Raw genomic sequence first — 17,583 nt, 5'->3', positions numbered from 1 at the left:
AGGCGGACGAAATCCTGAGGAATAAGGCGTACCTGAAAGGTACGTCGTTGACGAGGGATGAGGACAACGCCGCAGATGGGAGTTTTTCATCAGCCTGATAGCGTCAGCGCTCGGGCAGCTCGTATTTATAGCCCACGCCGTAGACCGAATGGATCAGTTCCTCGTCGGCAGCGGCGAGGCTCAGTTTCTTGCGCAACTTCTTGATATGACTGTCGATGGTGCGCTCGCTAACAATGCGCTCGTCGGAGTAGATGCGGTCCATGAGCTGATCGCGGGAGAAGATCCGCCCCGGGCTGGCGAAGAGGATGGCGAGCAGCTTGAATTCGACGGCGGTCAGATCAAGCTCGACGCCATGCAGATTGGCACTGTAGCGGGCCTCGTCCAGCACCAGGCCGTGGTTATTCTCGGCGGCCGTCCCCCCGCGACGAAGGACCGCCTTGACCCGGGCCACCACCTCGCGCGGGCTGTAAGGCTTGCAGATGTAATCGTCGGCGCCGAATTCGAGGCCGAGCAGGCGGTCGATCTCTTCGACCCGGGCGGTGACCATGATGATCGGCACGCTGGAAAAGCGCCGCACCTCCTTGCAGATCTCCATGCCGTCTTTCCCCGGCAACATCAGATCGAGCAACACCAGGTCAGGCTTTTGTTCGTGAATGGCGGGAACCGCCGCCATCCCGTCTGCCACCAGGCGGACCTCAAAACCGGACTGACGCAGATAGTCGGCAAGCAGTTCGGCCAGTTTAGGCTCATCTTCAATGATCATGATCGTGCCGCTCATTGCGCAACCTCCTCCAAGGGCAATCGAACCGTGATCCACACCCCGCCCAGTGGCGAGGCTTGGGCGGAGATCGTTCCGCCGTGGGCTTCGACGATATTGCGACAGATGGAAAGCCCCAACCCGGCCCCGCCGCTATTGCGGTTGCGGGAACTCTCCACCCGATACAGCCGTTCGAAGAGTCGTTCCAGCTCATCCTCGGGCACTCCGGGGGCGCTGTCCTGAAAATGGATCACAGCCCAGCCGGCTTCCCTTTCCAGTCGGACAACCAGCTCTCCACCGGCGTCGGTGTAGTTGCGGGAATTATCGAGCAGGTTGACAAAGAGTTGGCCCAGCCGGGCGCCGTCGGCGAAGAGGGTCACGTCGGCGGGGTGAGCCTCGAAACGCAGGGCAATGCCCTTGCGCGCAAATTCGCTCCGCGCCGTCGCCAACGTCTGCTCCAGCAACTCCACCAAGGACTCGGAGTTTTTGCGATAGCTCAGAGCGCCGACGTCGGAGAGGGCCAGCTGGTAGAGGTCTTCCACCAGCCGCCCCAGGCGCAGAACTTCGCCGTGCAGGGAGGCGAAGGTTTCCGGCCCGGCCTGACGGATGCCGTCTTGCAGCGCTTCGATCTCGCCACGCAGAACGGCCAGGGGCGTGCGCAGTTCGTGGGAGATGTCGGCGACCCAACGGCGGCGGGCCTCTTCGTTCTTCTCCAGGGCCAAGGCCAGGGAATTGAAATCCCGGGCCAGCTGGCCCAGCTCGTCCCCCCGCTCGGCCGGGGTGCGCACGGTGAAGTCGCCCGCCGCCAGCCGGCGCGTCGCCGTCGCCAGGGTATGGATCGGTCGCGCCAGGCGCCGGGCCAGAGGGAAGGCGAGAAGTGCCGAAACAACCACGGCCAGGGCGGCGATGAGCAGCATCGCCCACTGCTGCTCACGGACAAAGCGCAACTGGTTGGCATCGGCCAGATCCTTGCGCGGCACCAGGCCGAGATAGCCGACGATTTGCCGACGGTGGTAGAGTTCGCGAAAGGTGAGTCCGCCGGGAAATTTTTCGGGCCCATGCAGAAGACGTTTTTGGCCGTCAAGCAGGACCAGGCGCTGATCAAAACGCTGCGCGTCGAGCCTCCGACCTTCCCCGCCCCCCTGGGGCCGGTCGCGGTGCCGCTGCAGCCGCCGCTCCAGGCGCTCCAGCTGTTCGGGACTGTAGGCACGCTCAGGGCCGGTCAGCAAGACCAGCCGATGGAAGTTGCCGGGATCCTCCCGCAGAAAAGCCCAATCCCCCGATTCGTCGTAACGTTCTTCCAGTTCAACGGCGAGGCGCTCCAGCCGTTCCGTATCCAGGGTGTTGACGTACTGCAGAAAACCCCGGTCGAGGCTCCACTGCACGATCAGCAGCATCCCCAGGGCGACCAGGGCGCTGGCCGCGAGCAGGGCGAAAAAGAGTCGGTATCTGATATTCAGGCGCATGGCGGCACACTCCGAGGTTCGCTGTTGCAATTTTCTTTTAGCACAGCCGCCCGAAAAAAAACCACCGTCACGCCCACACCAGGCATCTTTCCTCATTTCTTCCATATTTCGTGCAAAATCTGTTGTTATTTTTCTTCCCAAGCACGAGGGACGGTGAAACAAATGCCGTCCCCATCCGCAAAGGAGGTCGCTATGAAAAAAACCGCTTATGTTGCAACGCTCCTGATAAGCAGCCTGCTCGGCGCCGCCACCCTGCCCGCCGAAGCCCTGGCCGACCGCCGGGACCACCGTTCCCAACGGTGGGAAGAACGCGCACCGCGCGCCGTCAAACACGCCCCGTATCGGGCCCCGGCCAAGCATTACCGTGGCCATGAACATGTCCGGGTCGACAAGCACGACTACTATCAACGCAACGGCCGCTTCTTCCGGCCGGACCCTTCCGGCCTGATCTCGGTCCGTGCCCCCATCGGCGCCATCGTCGCCGGCCTGCCGGTCGGCTTTTCGATGGTGCTCTCCGGCGGCACGAACTACTATCAGGCCGGCGGCACCTACTATAACCGGGTTCCCGGCGGCTACATGGTCGTCGACGAGCCCCGCCATCGGCTGGACCGCGGCTATGCGGGGAAGGCGCAGCGATACGTCACCGTCAATTCGGCCCTGCTCAACATCCGCAGTGGCCCGGGACAGCACTTCGGCATCGCCGGTCAGGTCGGGCATGGACAGCGACTGCCGGTTTACGACGACAGGGAGGGATGGTATTACATCGAACAACCGAACGGCGCGCGGGGCTGGATCATGGCCGACTTCGCCCTGCGCTGAACCGAAACCGACGAATACGCTCCCGAAACGGGAAACATTAACGGTACGTCCCGTACCCCACACCAAGGAGAAAAATCATGAAAACGATGAAGAAAAGCCTGCTCATTCTGCTGATGACAACTCTGGCCCTGGCGGGAAGCCTGGGCGGCGCCCTGGCCCAGCCGGGCATGGGCAAAGGGATGAAGGACGGCGCTCCCTGCCGCTCCTGCGATGACTGCGGGTCGGCCCGGCATCCGGGAAGAATGGCTCAGGCCCTTGATCTGAGCGAAGAGCAGCAGACCAAGATTCAAGCGATCATCGCCGAGGAACGGCAAAAGGTCGAGCCGCTGCGTGCGCAGATGGCGGAAACCCGCGACGAAATGCGCAAACTCAGCAATGCCGAAAGCTTCGACGAGGCCGCGGTCCGCGTCCTGGCCCAGAAAAAGGCCGAAATCCAGACCGAGCTGAGCGTCGCCAAGGCGCGCACCCATAACCTCATCCAGGCTGAACTGACCCCCGAGCAGCGGGAACTGGCGGAAAAAATGCGGCCGGGGATGAAGGACGGCCGGTGCGGCAAGGGGCGGTTCTGGGACGGAGAGCGTTATTCCCGCCGAAGCGGGGAACTTCCTCCCTGGTGTCCCAAACGCTGATTGTGGCGGTTTTGCTCAAGATTGATTGATGAGGAGCGCGGCCGGCGGTTGTTCCGCCGGCCGCAGCTATTTTGAAAAAAAGCAGAATCTTAAGGTTTGACAGAAAGACGGAGGGTAATGTAGAACAAAATCATCTTGCCGAGCGGAAGAGGGGAATTGACATCACCATGTGGGTCGATCCGCCAGCTGGATTTGCTTTGCCATCGGGTCGTGAATGTTTCCTCCACACTGCCAAAAATGTTTTAGCGAAGCGCAGATCGTCAGGGTCGTGCTGCCACTGGGGGAAGATTCCCTCGCCCTCAACGCTCGCGTCACCCTCGGTGAATTCCCGCTGATTGAAGGTTTTTTCCCCCCCCACAAGCTGCCCGTGACGCAACTGGAACCGGGTCGCATCTGCTTCGTCCATTGCACCAGTCCCGCCGGCGCCTTCACCATCAGCGCACGTATCGCCGAGATCCTCGACCCGCGCCGCTTGCGTCTGGACTTTGTCGACTCCTCCCCCCCCGTGCAGCAACGCCAGCATTTTCGGGTCGAAACCCAGATCCTGCTGCGTTTTTGGCCGATCGGTTCGCCCCGTCCCCAGGTCGACGTCGAACCCCGCCGGGTCAACCTCAGCGCTGGCGGTCTCCGTTTCGCCGTCAACGAACCCCTAGACGAGGGCTGCGAATATGCCTTCGCCATCGAACTGCCGGGCCTGGTTCAGACGATTTTCTGCGACGCCCGTATGGTGCGTATGCTCAATATCCTCGATGAGGAACATGCCGCCTTCCAGTTCACCCGCATCCAGCCCGAGGACCGCGAGTACATCACCCGCTACTGCCTGGCTGAACAGCGCCGCCTGCTGCGCGAGAAGGTTCATGTGCGCCAGGGAAACTGACCCGCTGCTCAGCGTTTTGGGGGATACTGTTCGAAAATCTTCTTGACGGCATTGGGAATTTTCCCCTGGGCGTCCCGCTCGTCGGTGATGCCACCGCTCACCGTCCCCTGCCAGACCAGGGTGCCGGCACGGCGGTCGATCAACTCGATATTGAGAAACCCCCGTCCCACCGATTCTGCCTGTCCGCGCCCCACACCTTCCCGAATCCAGCGCCATTGATAGCTGTAGCCGAGATCTCCGGGCTGCGCCGCGACCGCTTCACGGATGCGCGTGGTGTAACGCACCAGCAGGTCGGGCTCGTCAGCCCTGACCGCGAGCCCCTTGCCGGTCAACTCCTCGGTCACGGCACGGCGGATGAACTGATCGGTCATGTCGTCGCCGAGGAGGGCATCCATCAGCGCCGGCTTGCCGTCCACCCAGAACCAGGTGCGGTAGCCGTCGAAGTCGGCTTTCCAGTCGAAAGAGCTCGATACGCTCATTGGTTTGGCACAGGCGGCCAGCAGCACGAGCAGAAGCAGCAACGGCAACCATCGCGAACTTTTCATCGGAAAAACTCCTCATCGGCAAGGGTTATAGGGTGTCGAGCATCGAACCTTGGCCGAAAGTTTACCAGAATTGCGCGCCCCTGGCGCGCTCGCCGCAAAAAGAAGAGCGAGCTTCGGCAAAATCCCTGTTCCCCGCCGGAACGGGGCGTGCTAGGATTCGAGCGCTCGTGTCTTTTCATTCTTGCCCGCCTGACCCAAAAGGACCACCCGTGAACCCTCTCGCGAAATTTCTATTTTTTGCCACGCTCTGCCTCTGTTTGTCTCCCCTTCCGGCCCAGGCCGATCTTGCCGCCAATCTGCAAGACTGCGCACGCCTGACGGACGACCGCCAACGCCTCGATTGCTATGACCGGCTGGCCGGCGCGGATCTCGATCCCGGCCTTGACCCCGGTGCGGAACTCGCCGTCCTCCCGGCCGCGGCCGAGATCGAAGTCGCCCCCCCCGCGTTCCAGGGCGAAGCCGTTTCCCTCCTGACCCGCCGCTGGGAACTGGACGAAAGCCGTCCGCGCGGGCACTTTACCCTGATGATGCACCGGGACAACTACCTGATGCCGGTGACCTACAACGACAATTACTACGAGCCGCCGAAGGACGAAGACTACACTGTCGAGGAGGTCAAGGCGACCGAGGCCAAGTACCAGATCAGCGTCAAGACCAAGCTCTGGCAGGATATTCTCGGCAGTCGCACCGATCTCTGGTTCGGCTACACCCAGCAGTCCTTCTGGCAGATCTACAACGTCGACGAGTCCGCTCCTTTCCGTGAAACCAATTACGAACCGGAATTGCTGGTCAACTACCGAGCCAACCTCAATTTGCACCTCGGCGGACTGCGCCTGCGCACCCTGACCGCCGCCCTGAACCACCAGTCCAACGGCCGCTCCGAGCCCATGTCCCGCAGCTGGAACCGGGTGATCGGCCAGGTCGGCCTGGAAAGCGGTCCGCTCACGTTGCTGCTCAAGGGCTGGTACCGCATCCCCGAAAGCCGCGGCGACGACGACAACCGCGACATCGACGACTACCTCGGCCCCGGTGAGCTGCAGGCCTATTATCTCAAGGATAAGCACCGCTTCGGCATGATGCTGCGCAACAACTTCCAGAGCGAAAACCGCACCTCGGTGCAACTGGAGTGGAGCTACCCGATCCTGGATAAAGTCGGCATCTACGTCCAGTATTTCAACGGCTACGGCGAGAACCTGCTTGACTACGATCAGCACGCCAATCGCATCGGCCTCGGCTTCATTCTCACCGACTGGAACTGAACTCCCCCTTCTGAAATGACTGCACCATCCCTCCTCCGCGGGGCGAGCCAGACTCGCCCCGCCCCTCAAGCAAACACTCATTAGCTAAAAATATTCGCCATCTGGCACAAGGGTTGCTTCTTCTAGCCGTGCATTCCCCCTAAGAGAAAACCCTGAACGGCCAAGTCCCGTTCCCCCGGCCTTACGCAAAGAGCCGATGTCTTTTTTTTGACAACCGCTGTCGGTTTCTTGGCTTCCCCGGAAATCGCCACGGCCCGACCCGGCGCAAACCACCTCGGCAAGGAGACCACCGTGAAAAATCTCAAACTGGCGACCAAAATCTTTCTTCTGAGCGGCGTCATCATCCTCTCCTTCATTCTCGCCATCACCTGGATCTACGGAAAGCTGCGTAGCGACCTCCACGCCGGCAAGGAAGCGATGGTCGCCAACGCCGTGGCCACCGCCTGGGGTGTGGTCGACCACTACGCGGCCCAGGCCGCGAGCGGCGCGCTGGACAAGGAAGCGGCGCAGAAAGCCGCCAAGGAAGCCTTGCGCCATACCCGCTTCGAAGGGGAGAACTACTTCTGGATCAACGACCTGACCCCGGTCATGGTCATGCATCCGATCAGCCCCGAACTGGAAGGGAAAAATCTCTCCGACAACCGCGACCCGGAAGGGAAGGCGCTCTTTGTAGAGATGGCCGAAGTCGCCAAGAGCAAGGGAGACGGTTTCGTCGAATATCATTGGGCCAAGCCTGGTTTCAGCGAGCCGGTGGCCAAACTCTCCTTCGTCAAGGCTGTCCCCCAGTGGGGCTGGCTGGTCGGCGCCGGCATCTATCTCGACGATATCGAAGCCGATCTCGCCCAGACCCTGACTCTGCTCATCGCTATCGTCGTCGCCGTCCTGCTGCTGGCCACGTTCCTGGCTTTCCTGACCGCCCGCGACCTCTCCGTCCCCATGGCCCGAGTCGTAGCCATTCTCAAAGAAATGACGAATGGACATCTCGGCAGCCGTTTGCGCCTCGACCGGCGCGATGAAATCGGTCAGTTGGCGACGACCATGGACAGTTTCGCCGACGACCTGGAAAAAGAGATGGTGGAAAACCTCAAGCGGCTGGCCGCGGGGGATCTGACTATCGAGGTCCGGCCTCGCGACAACCAGGACGCCATTCGCGGCGCCCTTAACCGACTCGGCCACGACCTCAACGATCTGGTCGGACAGATCCAGGTCGCCAGCGAACAGATCGCTTCCGCCAGCTCCGAGGTTTCCGACGGCAGCCAGCACCTCTCCGAAGGGATGACGACCTCGGCCAGCTCCATGGAAGAGGTTGCCAGCTCGATGACGGAAATCGGCTCGCAGACCAAACACAACGCCGAGAATGCAGCCCAGGCCCAGAAACTTGCCAGTGTCGCCCGAGCTGCCGCCGAAAAGGGGAGCCTGCAGATGCAGTCGATGGTTTCGGCGATGCAGGAGATCAACGAATCGGGACAGAACATCTCCAAAATCATCAAGGTTATTGACGAGATCGCCTTCCAGACTAACCTGCTGGCACTGAACGCGGCGGTGGAAGCGGCACGAGCCGGACAGCACGGCAAGGGCTTTGCCGTCGTCGCCGAAGAGGTCCGCAATCTGGCGGCGCGCAGCGCCAAGGCCGCCCGGGAAACGGCCGGCCTCATTGAAGGCTCGGTGGCAAAAACCCACAACGGCACCGCCATCGCCAAACAGACCAGCAGCGCCCTCGATGAAATCGTCGTAAGCGTCGCCCGGGTTTCCGACCTGGTGGCGGAAATCGCCGCCGCCAGCAGCGAACAGGCCAACGGCGTCAGCCAGGTCAGCGTCGGCATGGAACAGATCGATCAAGTGACCCAACAGGCGACCGCCAACGCCGAAGAGAGCGCCGCCGCCGCCGAGGAGCTGGCCAGCCAGGCGAGCCAACTGCGGGAGATGCTGAGCCGTTTCAGGGTTCGCGGCGCCGCGGTCAAACCTCAGGCGCCGACACCTGCGAAGCGGCCAGCGGCGTCTCCGGCAGCGCCCAAACCCCAACGGCGCCTGGCTCCCAGCAGTGAGTCGGGCTGGGGGGAAACGCCTGCGCCCAGCAAGACCAAAAACGACTTTCAGGGGAACGACTTCATCGCCCTGGATGACCACGAGTTCGGTAAATACTAAAATACTCAGCCCGGGCCGGTTGCAAAACCGGCCCGGTTTCTTGTCAACCCTTTTGTGCAGGCGACAGGAGAGCCGCAAAAGGCCGTCGTTTCTTAATGAGACAACGGCTTTTGCCCCTTGTTTTTTCCCTTTCGTACCCGTATGATTATCCGGATTCTTCTTTCTTTTCCTTGGGATGGACATGCTGCTCTTTCTGCAACGACATGCCCGGGCCGTTTGGCTGCTGCTTATCGCCTTTAGCGGGCTGTGCCTCGGTAGCCTGACCTCCAGCCTGCTCGGTCTCAGCCTTGAATATTCCCGCTCCTCTGTCCCTCCGGGGCAACGGAGCGTCTCCGCAGCTACCGCTTCCGGTCCACAGGATTTCGCTGCCATCACCCAACGCAACATCTTCGACTCCAGCGCTCCCGCCGCTGCTCCGACCTCGGCCTCCACGCCCCGGCGCCGGGGCGTGGAAGCCGGAGCGCTCCCGGCCGTCGCGCCGCCCCGTGCCGATCTCAAGCTCATCGGCACCGTGACCGGCAGCGCCGAAGACTCCCTGGCCCTGATCATGGCGAACAACGAGCTTAACAGCTACCGTCCCGGGGATGCCCTGCCGGGAGGGGGACAACTGCTCTCCGTCGACCGCAATGTCGCCCATATCGAAAACGCCGACGGCAGCCTGAGTCTCTTGCAGCTGCACCAGGAACCTTCAACCTCCACTGCCCCCTCCCCACGCCAACAATCCCCCGGCGCAACATCCTCCACACCAACAGATTCGGGCAGCATCCGCCCCGTCGCCCCGAACCGCTGGCTGATCGAAGGGGGCGTCGTCGAACAGGCCCGGGGCAATCTTGGCGAGGTGCTCAAATCGGCGCGCATGGAGCCGCGGCTGGTTAACGGTGCCACCGACGGTTTCGTCATCGCCATGGTGCGGCCCGGTTCGTTGCTGACCCAGATGGGTTTCCGCAAGGGGGATGTGGTCTTGCAGGTCAACGGCATGCCCCTGGACAGCCCGGAAAAGGCTCTACAGATCTTCCAGCAACTGCGCGAGGCCCGTTCCCTGCGCGTCCATGTCGAGCGACAGGGACAACCTTCCGTCTTCGAATACGAAGTCAATTGAGCAAGAGCGCTTCTACCCGGGCCTGGCCCGACACCCATTGAGAATTTCTGGTCCCGACAACCCCCCTGGGAGGAGGTAGCATCCGGTGGCATTCCATAAAGGCACAACCTTAAGTCTCTTTGTCGCGCTTCTGCTCTGGCTCGCGACCGCCGGAAGCGGCGTAGCCGAGGAAAAATTCAATCTCGACTTCAAGGACATCGAACTACCGGCCCTGGTCCAGGTCATCAGCGAAGTGACCGGCCGCAATTTCGTCTACGACGAAACTGTCAAGGGGAGCGTCACCGTCTCCTCCCCCCTGGAGCTGAGCCGCGACGAAGCCTACAATCTCTTCCTCACCGTTCTCGGGGTGAAGGGCTTCACCGTCGTCCCCTCCGGCAAGGTCCATAAGATCGTACCGGTCCGGGACGCCAAGGAGAACACCCTGCCGGTCGGTGGCTGGGGCGGGGGGGAACAGTACGTGACCCGCATGATTCCCCTGCGTAACGCCGACGCGACCCTGATGGCAACGACGGTGCTGCCGCCGCTCCTCCCCAAGACCAGCCACATTGCCGCCTTCGCTCCGGCCAACGCCCTGCTGATCACCGACAGCGCCGCCAATATCGAACGCCTGGCCGGGATCGTCGGCGAACTCGACCGGGCCAGTTCCCTTGACCAGATCGAAGTGATTCCCTTGCGCCATGCCATGGCCGAGGAGGTCGCCAAAATCGCCAACCAGATTCTGGCCCAAGGGGCGGCAACCTCTCCCCGGGCCCGAGGACGGGCCGCCCAGCCCGCCGGCGACGGCAGTCGCGTCATCCCCTACGCCGCCACCAACGTTCTGGTGGTCCTGGCCGCCAGCGACGACATCGCCGGCATCCGCTCCCTCATCGACCGGCTCGACCAGAAACCTTCTCAGCAACGCTCCCACATCAATGTCTACTACCTGGAGAACGCCGATGCCGAGGCGCTGGCCAAGACCCTGAGTGAGACGCTGAACAAGATCATGCCCACCGCCGGCGCCCCCGCGGCCGCCGGCCAACCGCCGACCGCCGCGCCAACCAGCGGCAACGTCGGGATCATCGCTGATAAGCCGACCAACTCCCTGGTCATCAACGCCACCCCGGCGGACTACGAAATCATTGCCGGGATCATCAAGCAGCTCGACATCAAGCGTAAGCAGGTCTTTGTCGAAGCCCTCATCCTCGAACTCTCCATGGATGCCACCAAGAGGCTCGGCGCCTCGCTCCAAGGCGGGATCGACGTCGGCAGCGACAGCGTAATCTTCGGCACCAGCAACCTCAACGGCGGACCGGTGAATCTCTCTGACCTGAACCCCACCGATGGTGTCCCGTCGCTGCTCAACAAGTCGGTGGAAGGGATTCTCCTGGGCGGGCTGTTCAATCCCATTACCACCGTCATCAACGGCAAAGAAGTGACCATCCCCGCCCTTTCCGCCTTGATCGACCTGTCCAAGACGACCTCGGACGTGAACATCCTTTCGGCCCCGCGCCTGCTCACTTCCGACAACGAAGAAGCCGAGATCATCGTCGGCTCCAACGTACCGATCATCACCAACCGCCTGACCGACACCGGCGGCACCGGCCTCGCCCAGAGCGTTTCGGTGGAACGTAAGGACGTCGCCCTGACCCTGCGCTTTACCCCCCAGATCACCGAAGGGGAACAGGTGCGCCTGCAGGTCAACCAGGAGATCACCGACCTCGCCGCGAGCAACGTCGGCAATGTCGACCAGGTCGGACCGACGTTGACCAAGCGTTCGGTGCGCAACACCGTCCTGGCGCAAAACGGCCGTACCGTCGTCCTCGGCGGCCTCATTGGCACCAACCTGCAGAAAACCATCGCCAAGACCCCCTTCCTCGGCGACATCCCCGGGCTCGGCTGGCTCTTCAAGCGGGAGCGGATCGAAGAGAAGAAAACCAACCTGCTGGTCTTCATCACCCCACGGATCATCCGCAGCGCCGACGATCTGCAGAAGGCGACCGAAACCGCCGCCAAGGCCATGGATCTCTCCCGCATCAATGAGGTCTCGTCGCCGGAGGTCATCGAAAACCTGCAACCCGCCGGCGTCGTGGCACCGGAGAGCGCGCCGCAATGATGACCTGGAAACGCCTGGGCGAGATTTTCGTCGCCGGTCACGGCATCGCCCCGCAAATCATCGAGGAAGCCCTTTCCGCCGCCGCCAAAAGCGGCAAACGACTGGGGGAAACGTTGCTCGCAGCCAAGGCGATCACCGAGACGCAGCTGGCCGAGGCCCTCGCCGCCCAGCAGGGACTGCCCTGCCTGACCGGCATCCCGAGCGACACCCCGGCCGAGCTGCTGGCCCTGATCCCCATCGGCTACGCCAAGGAATACCGCATTTATCCCCTGGGGCGGGATGAGAAGGGGCTGCGCCTGGCCATGGCCGACCCCCTCGACAGTCGTCCCCTCAACGATCTGGCGGTCCTGACCGGCGAACGCATCCGCGTGACCGTCGCCCCGGCCGCGGAAATCGTCGCTGCCATCAATCGCGGCTACGAAGGGCGCGCCGAACAGGCCCGGGAAGTGGTAGAGGAGATCGGCGGCGACACCCAGCTCGTCCGCGGCCTGGAACCGGCCGACCTGCTCGACACCTCGGACGAAGCGCCGATCATCCGCTTCGTCAACAGCCTGATCACCCAGGGGTACAAGGAGCGGGCCAGCGACATCCACATCGAACCCTTCGAGACGGAAGTGGTGGTGCGCTACCGCATCGACGGCATCCTCTACGAAGTCCTGCGCCCGCCGCGCCAGGCCCAGGCGAGCATCGTCTCGCGCATCAAGATCATGTCGGGGCTGAATATCGCCGAGAAACGCCTCCCTCAGGACGGCCGTTTCCGGGTGCGCATCGCCGGCAAGGATCTCGACGTGCGCGTCTCGACCCTGCCCACGGCCTTCGGCGAACGGGTGGTCATGCGTCTGCTCGAACAGAGCTCCAGCGTGCCGAGCCTGGAAGATATCGGCATGGACGCGGGGATTCTGGAACAGACGATGCGCATGATCGGCAAGAGCCACGGCATCTTCCTCGTTACCGGCCCCACCGGCAGCGGCAAGACCACCACCCTCTACGCCGCCCTGAGCCGGCTGAACAATCAGGAAAAGAACATCATCACCGTCGAGGACCCGATCGAATACCAGCTCACCGGCGTCGGCCAGATTCAGGTCAATCCCAAGATCAACCTGACCTTTGCCGCCGGGCTGCGCTCCATCCTGCGCCAAGACCCGGATGTCATCATGGTCGGCGAGATCCGCGACGGGGAGACGGCGGAGATCGCCGTGCAGTCGGCCCTCACCGGACACATGGTCTTCTCGACCCTGCACACCAACGACGCCGCCGGCGCCCTGACCCGGCTGGTGGAAATGGGCATCGAACCCTTCCTCGCCGCCTCCTCCATCGTCGGCATTCTCGCCCAGCGCCTGGTGCGTCGCATCTGTCCCGACTGCCGGGAAAGCTACAAGCCGAGCCCCGAGATGCTGCGGGAGATGGGGCTGACCCAGGCGGTGCCGGCTGACGCCCTCTTCTACCGGGGCAAGGGCTGCCCGCGCTGCATGGACATCGGCTACCGGGGGCGCACCGGCATCTACGAACTGCTGACCATGGATGAGGAAATCCGCGATCTGCTCCTGCGCAACAAGGACGCCGCCGGGATCAAGGCTGCCGCCGTCGCCCGGGGCATGCTGACCCTGCGGGATGCGGGATTGGCCAAAGCGCTGCGCGGCGAAACAACGATCGAAGAGGTCCTGCGCGTCACTCAGGAGGAGGTGTAGAGCGTGCCTCTTTTCGAGTATGCCGGGTTCGACGCCCAGGGCAAAAAAGTGGCGGGAACCATCGAGGCACCGGGGAAAAAGGCGGCCACCCAGCAGTTGCGCACCCAGGGGATCTTTCCCACCCGGCTGGCCGAAGGGTCGGCGGCAACATCCGGCTTTTCCCTCTTCACCAACCGCTTCCGCCCCTTCGCCCGCAAGGTTTCGCCCCAGGACCTGGCCGCCACGACCCGACAACTCGCCACCCTGCTCGGCGCCGGGCTCCCCCTCGACGAAGCCCTCGGCACCCTGGCCGACCAACTCGCCGGCGCGCCCCTGGGCCGCGCCCTTGGTACGGTGCGCGGCGAGGTTCTGCAGGGGAGCGAGCTGAACCGGGCGCTGGCCCAGCATCCCGGTATTTTTTCGCCCCTTTTCATCAATATGACCGAGGTCGGGGAACACAGCGGCACCCTCGATCAGGTCCTGGGGCAGCTCGCCGATTTTCTCGAGGATCAGGCCCGGCTCCGTTCCCGTATGCAGTCGGCCCTGGCCTATCCCATTCTGATGGGGGTCATCGGCAGCGCGGTGCTGGTCTTTCTCATCACCTTCGTCGTCCCCAAAGTCACCCGCATGCTGGAGGATCTCGGGCAAACCCTGCCCGTGCCGACGCGTCTGCTCATCGCCGGCAGTGATTTTCTCGCCGGCTGGTGGTGGCTCCTCCTGCTCCTGGCCGGTGTCGCCATAACCGCGGCGCGACGGTATGCGCAAAGCGAGGCGGGACGGCTGAAGCTCGACCGGCTGAGCCTGCGTCTGCCCCTTTTCGGTTCCCTCAACCTGCTCCTCGCCACCGCCCGCCTGAGCCGCACCCTCGGCACCCTGCTCCATGCCGGGGTACCGCTGCTCAAGGCCCTGGCCATCGCCGTCAATCTTCTCTCCAACCGGGTGCTACGCCAGGCGGTCAACGACGCCATCGACGCCGTGCGCGAGGGGGAGAGCCTGGCGGAACCGCTCAAACACTCGGGGGTCTTCCCCCCCATGCTGGCACAGATGGCGGCGGTCGGCGAACGCAGCGGCGAGCTGGAAAAAATGTTGTTGCGGGTGGCGGAAACCTACGAGCACCAGGTGGAGCTGCGTATCGCCGGACTCCTCTCCCTGCTTGAACCGGTGATGATCCTGGTCATGGGTACCGCCGTTGGCTTCATCGTCCTCGCCATCCTCCTCCCCATCTTCCAGGCCAGCCAGGGGATGGGATAAAGGCAGGTAAAAGGAAAAGGGAACGAGGAAAAAGGAAAAGGCATTAAATCCTTTATCCTTTTTCCTTTAGCCTCGGTCCTGAAAAAACAAAGGAGTTATGCACATGGAAAAATCGCTTTTACGCGGCAATCGCGGCTTCACCCTCATCGAAATCATGGTGGTCGTCGTCATTCTCGGCATTCTCGCCGCCATCGTCGTTCCGCGTCTGCTGGAGCGGCCCGAGGAGGCGCGCCGGACCAAGGCGGCGGTGGACATCAAGGGGCTGGAGGAAGCGATCGGCCTGTTCAAGCTCGACAACGGTTTCTATCCCAGCACCGAACAGGGGTTGCAGGCGCTGGTCACGAAGCCGGAGACCGGCCGCATCCCGCCCCGTTACCACGAAGGGGGCTATCTGAAAAAAGTTCCCACCGATCCCTGGGGGAGTCCTTATATCTACCTGTCGCCGGGCATTCACGGCGACTTCGACATCATCTCCTATGGCGGCGACGGCGAAGCGGGGGGGGAAGGCAACAACGCGGATGTCAACAGCTGGGAACTGGAATAACGCGCGGGGCTTCACCCTGGTCGAAACGGCGCTGGCGGTGCTGCTCATCGCCCTCTTCAGCGCCCTGAGCATCCCCCTGATGGGACGATTGGGCGACGGCGCCCTCGACGGCGCAGCACGGCGCCTGGCCGGCACGGTGAAATATCTCTACAACGAGTCCGCCCTCTCCGGCCGCCCCTACCGGCTGACCTTCGATCTGGAGGAAGACGTCTATCGGGCGGCGCGCCTGGAAGTCGACGGCACGCTGACCGACGAAGGGACGGGGCCGGCCCGGCAACAACGCCTCAAGAGCGGGGTGAGCTTCAGAAACCTGAGCATCGCCGGGCGCGGCACCTTCAACAGCGGCGAAATCACCGTCGACATTCTGCCGGTGGGCTATATGGAGGAGACGACCATCCGCCTCGGCGACGACCGGAACCGCATCCTGACCCTGCGCATCAACCCCTTTACCGGCACCACGGAAATCCATGAGGGGGACCGTGAGTTCTGAGCGACACCCCCGCGCGGCAGGCTTCACCCTGCTCGAAGTCATGATCGCCCTGGCCATCGCCGGCATCGCCCTGATCGCCCTGTTGTCCCTGAGCAACCGCGCCATCGCGGTCAACGAGCGCTTGCAGAAGATCACCCAGGCGACGTTGCTCGCCCAGGACAAGATGGGAGAGACGGAAGCGGCCTTCGAGTCCGGCACTCTGAGCGAGGATGAGGTCGAAGGGGTGTTTGATCCCCCCTTCGAGGCTTTCCGCTGGCGCATTGCCTATGAGCCGACCCCGATCCCCACGATCCGCATGGTGACGGTGCGAGTTTTGTGGGGGGATGAAAAAAAGAACGAAGAGGTGACGATTGATTCCTTCCTCTTCTGAGCAATGCCGAGCCGGACGGAACCGTTCCTCGGGCTTCACTCTGATCGAGGTACTGATCGCGGTGACCATCACCAGTCTGGTGCTGATGGCGATCTACGGCGTCTTCACCTCAGTCGACGGCGCCCGGCGGCGGCTGGCCAACGACAGCGAAGCCTACCATCGGGCGCGGGTCATTTTCGACCGCATCGGCCGGGAGGTGCGCGGCGCCTACCTCCGACCGGACACCCTCGAAACCTACCTCGAAGGGCGCGGCGGTGACCGGCGGGAACCCTATCTGACCCTGACGACGACGGCGACGACACCGCAGGGGGATGGCGGCGGACTCTCCCAGGTTCGCTACGAATGGCTGGAAGATGCCGAAAACGCCAAAGAAACCCTGGTCCTGACGCGCCATGAAAGCGGCACGCGACAACCGGAGGAGAGCGGGCGGGAGGGTTATCGACTGGCCACCGGCATCGAAGAAGTCTGGCTGCGCTTCCATGACGGCACGGACTGGAAAGACGACTGGGACTCCCGCAGCCAGGGCCCGCCAAAACGGGTGGAAATCGCCATGCGCATCCGCTCCGGCGACCTCGAAGTCCCCTTCCGTTCGAGCTTCGAACTTCCCGTCATTCAGGGGCGCCGATGAAAGTGTTGCGTCAGGAATCGGGGATGGTCCTGCTGCTGGTGCTGGTGGTGGTGACCCTGCTCACCGCGCTGGTGGTCGAGCTGGCCTTTTCAACCCTGGTCGATCTGCGCCTGACCGAAACCTTCCGCGACTCGACCCGCGCCTATTACCTGGCCAAGGGCGGGGTACGGGCCGGGCGGGGGATCCTGCGCATGGACATGAACAGCTATGACGCCCCCGACGATCCTTCGGAACTCTGGAGTCTGGGGGTCGCCCAGTATCCGGTGGCCGAAGGCTACCTCTCGGTCACCATCGAGGATCTGGGCGGGCGGATCAACCTCAATGCCCTGGTCGGCGCCGGCAACGTCAATCCCGTGGTCAAAAGCCAGCTCCGGCGGCTTTTCGAGGAACTCGCCATCCAGCAAGGGGAAGAACTGATCGCTGCCCTCGTCGACTGGCTCGACCCGGACGACCGGGTCTACGTCGACCCCGACGGGCGCCGGGCCGTGGGTGCCGAAGCCGGTCATTACCTGAGCGAAGAACGTCCCGTCCGCTGCAAGAACGGTCCTCTCGACAATCTCGAGGAACTGCTGCTGGTGCGCGGCTTCACGCCGGAAATTTTCCAAGAGATCGCCCCCTTCGTGCGACTCCACGGCGATACCAAGATCAACATCAACAGCGCCGCTGTCGAGGTGCTCATGGCCCTGTCGGAAGACCCGGAAATCAGCCACGACGCGGCCGAGGCGATCCTCGAACGGCGCGCGAGCACGCCCTTCAAAAGTCCGGCGGAGCTGACCTGGCTCAACGAACTCTCGGGCCTCGCCAACCTGCTGCGCGAGCCCTTTACCGTGACCAGCGACATCTACCGCATCGAAACCACGGCCTCGGTCAACGACGGCGTTCGCCGGGCCGAGGCCATCGTCACCAAAACCGGCGATCAACTGCTTTATCTGAAAGTGGATTAGG

At 63.0% G+C, this 17,583-nt stretch carries 17 protein-coding genes; 14 read left to right on the top strand and 3 right to left on the bottom strand.

All coding sequences use genetic code 11. The annotated features are described in order from the left end of the window. Positions 1-103 precede the first annotated feature (103 nt). Both BQ4888_RS12100 and BQ4888_RS12095 read right to left on the bottom strand, forming a co-directional pair. Complete coding sequence (locus BQ4888_RS12100) at positions 104-778, bottom strand: response regulator (RefSeq protein ID WP_092057513.1); 675 nt, start codon at positions 776-778, stop codon at positions 104-106. Beyond that, the gene (locus BQ4888_RS12095) at positions 775-2,223 is read right to left on the bottom strand and encodes an ATP-binding protein (protein WP_092057512.1); all 1,449 of its coding nucleotides are present in this window, start codon (positions 2,221-2,223) and stop codon (positions 775-777) included. The genes BQ4888_RS12100 and BQ4888_RS12095 overlap by 4 nt, the downstream gene beginning before the upstream one ends. 192 nt (positions 2,224-2,415) lie before the next feature. Here BQ4888_RS12095 and BQ4888_RS12090 point away from each other — a divergent pair, with 192 nt between their 5' ends. The 3 genes from BQ4888_RS12090 to BQ4888_RS12080 all read left to right on the top strand — a co-directional run bounded on the left by BQ4888_RS12090 (position 2,416) and on the right by BQ4888_RS12080 (position 4,548). Next, positions 2,416-3,042, top strand: coding sequence for an SH3 domain-containing protein (locus BQ4888_RS12090; RefSeq protein WP_170232851.1), 627 nt, complete (start codon positions 2,416-2,418; stop codon positions 3,040-3,042). A 77-nt stretch (positions 3,043-3,119) separates the two neighbouring features. Beyond that, positions 3,120-3,671, top strand: coding sequence for a Spy/CpxP family protein refolding chaperone (locus BQ4888_RS12085; protein ID WP_092057510.1), 552 nt, complete (start codon positions 3,120-3,122; stop codon positions 3,669-3,671). Positions 3,672-3,939: 268 nt separating this feature from the next. Further along, a complete protein-coding gene (locus BQ4888_RS12080; RefSeq protein ID WP_170232850.1) occupies positions 3,940-4,548 on the top strand; it encodes a PilZ domain-containing protein in 609 nt (202 codons plus the stop codon). An 8-nt stretch (positions 4,549-4,556) separates the two neighbouring features. Here BQ4888_RS12080 and BQ4888_RS12075 read toward each other — a convergent pair whose 3' ends face one another. Then, the gene (locus tag BQ4888_RS12075) at positions 4,557-5,093 is read right to left on the bottom strand and encodes a DUF4136 domain-containing protein (RefSeq protein ID WP_092057547.1); all 537 of its coding nucleotides are present in this window, start codon (positions 5,091-5,093) and stop codon (positions 4,557-4,559) included. Between the two features lie 209 nt (positions 5,094-5,302). On the opposite strand from BQ4888_RS12075, the gene BQ4888_RS12070 reads away from it, so the two are divergent. The 11 genes from BQ4888_RS12070 (at position 5,303) to gspK (ending at position 17,582) form a co-directional block, all read left to right on the top strand. Continuing rightward, complete coding sequence (locus BQ4888_RS12070; protein ID WP_170232849.1) at positions 5,303-6,352, top strand: phospholipase A; 1,050 nt, start codon at positions 5,303-5,305, stop codon at positions 6,350-6,352. A 291-nt stretch (positions 6,353-6,643) separates the two neighbouring features. After that, positions 6,644-8,497, top strand: a complete 1,854-nt coding sequence (locus BQ4888_RS12065; RefSeq protein WP_140396654.1) for a methyl-accepting chemotaxis protein — start codon at positions 6,644-6,646, stop codon at positions 8,495-8,497. 181 nt (positions 8,498-8,678) lie between these two features. Next, positions 8,679-9,596 carry a type II secretion system protein GspC gene (gene gspC, locus BQ4888_RS12060; RefSeq protein WP_170232848.1) on the top strand — a complete coding sequence of 306 codons (918 nt, stop codon included), beginning with the start codon at positions 8,679-8,681 and terminating at the stop codon, positions 9,594-9,596. 85 nt (positions 9,597-9,681) lie between these two features. After that, positions 9,682-11,688, top strand: coding sequence for a type II secretion system secretin GspD (gspD, locus tag BQ4888_RS12055; RefSeq protein WP_092057505.1), 2,007 nt, complete (start codon positions 9,682-9,684; stop codon positions 11,686-11,688). After that, positions 11,685-13,376, top strand: a complete 1,692-nt coding sequence (gene gspE / locus BQ4888_RS12050) for a type II secretion system ATPase GspE (protein ID WP_092057504.1) — start codon at positions 11,685-11,687, stop codon at positions 13,374-13,376. Before gspD ends, gspE begins: the two co-directional genes overlap by 4 nt. Before the next feature lie 3 nt (positions 13,377-13,379). Continuing rightward, entirely contained in the window at positions 13,380-14,606 is a 1,227-nt protein-coding gene (gspF, locus tag BQ4888_RS12045; protein WP_092057503.1) for a type II secretion system inner membrane protein GspF, read from the top strand. Between the two features lie 103 nt (positions 14,607-14,709). After that, positions 14,710-15,150 carry a type II secretion system major pseudopilin GspG gene (gene gspG / locus BQ4888_RS12040; protein WP_092057502.1) on the top strand — a complete coding sequence of 147 codons (441 nt, stop codon included), beginning with the start codon at positions 14,710-14,712 and terminating at the stop codon, positions 15,148-15,150. Then, entirely contained in the window at positions 15,125-15,640 is a 516-nt protein-coding gene (locus BQ4888_RS12035; protein ID WP_092057501.1) for a pilus assembly FimT family protein, read from the top strand. The genes gspG and BQ4888_RS12035 overlap by 26 nt, the downstream gene beginning before the upstream one ends. Continuing rightward, complete coding sequence (gene gspI / locus BQ4888_RS12030) at positions 15,630-16,010, top strand: type II secretion system minor pseudopilin GspI (RefSeq protein WP_170232847.1); 381 nt, start codon at positions 15,630-15,632, stop codon at positions 16,008-16,010. Before BQ4888_RS12035 ends, gspI begins: the two co-directional genes overlap by 11 nt. Next, a complete protein-coding gene (locus BQ4888_RS12025) occupies positions 15,991-16,638 on the top strand; it encodes a type II secretion system protein GspJ (RefSeq protein ID WP_092057499.1) in 648 nt (215 codons plus the stop codon). Before gspI ends, BQ4888_RS12025 begins: the two co-directional genes overlap by 20 nt. After that, the gene (gene gspK / locus BQ4888_RS12020) at positions 16,635-17,582 is read left to right on the top strand and encodes a type II secretion system minor pseudopilin GspK (protein WP_092057498.1); all 948 of its coding nucleotides are present in this window, start codon (positions 16,635-16,637) and stop codon (positions 17,580-17,582) included. Before BQ4888_RS12025 ends, gspK begins: the two co-directional genes overlap by 4 nt. The last annotated feature ends 1 nt before the right edge of the window (position 17,583 follow it).

The sequence above is a fragment of the Desulfuromonas acetexigens genome (assembly GCF_900111775.1).
In the GTDB taxonomy this organism is placed as follows: domain Bacteria; phylum Desulfobacterota; class Desulfuromonadia; order Desulfuromonadales; family Trichloromonadaceae; genus Trichloromonas; species Trichloromonas acetexigens.
This window is presented reverse-complemented; position numbering and strand designations above follow the sequence as displayed.

Coding starts and splice junctions, on each gene's coding strand:
- BQ4888_RS12100 (WP_092057513.1), bottom strand. CDS start 778: ATGAGCGGCACGATCATGATCATTGAAGATGAGCCTAAACTGGCCGAA.
- BQ4888_RS12095 (WP_092057512.1), bottom strand. CDS start 2,223: ATGCGCCTGAATATCAGATACCGACTCTTTTTCGCCCTGCTCGCGGCC.
- BQ4888_RS12090 (WP_170232851.1), top strand. CDS start 2,416: ATGAAAAAAACCGCTTATGTTGCAACGCTCCTGATAAGCAGCCTGCTC.
- BQ4888_RS12085 (WP_092057510.1), top strand. CDS start 3,120: ATGAAAACGATGAAGAAAAGCCTGCTCATTCTGCTGATGACAACTCTG.
- BQ4888_RS12075 (WP_092057547.1), bottom strand. CDS start 5,093: ATGAAAAGTTCGCGATGGTTGCCGTTGCTGCTTCTGCTCGTGCTGCTG.
- gspC (WP_170232848.1), top strand. CDS start 8,679: ATGCTGCTCTTTCTGCAACGACATGCCCGGGCCGTTTGGCTGCTGCTT.
- gspE (WP_092057504.1), top strand. CDS start 11,685: ATGATGACCTGGAAACGCCTGGGCGAGATTTTCGTCGCCGGTCACGGC.
- gspG (WP_092057502.1), top strand. CDS start 14,710: ATGGAAAAATCGCTTTTACGCGGCAATCGCGGCTTCACCCTCATCGAA.
- BQ4888_RS12035 (WP_092057501.1), top strand. CDS start 15,125: ATGTCAACAGCTGGGAACTGGAATAACGCGCGGGGCTTCACCCTGGTC.
- gspK (WP_092057498.1), top strand. CDS start 16,635: ATGAAAGTGTTGCGTCAGGAATCGGGGATGGTCCTGCTGCTGGTGCTG.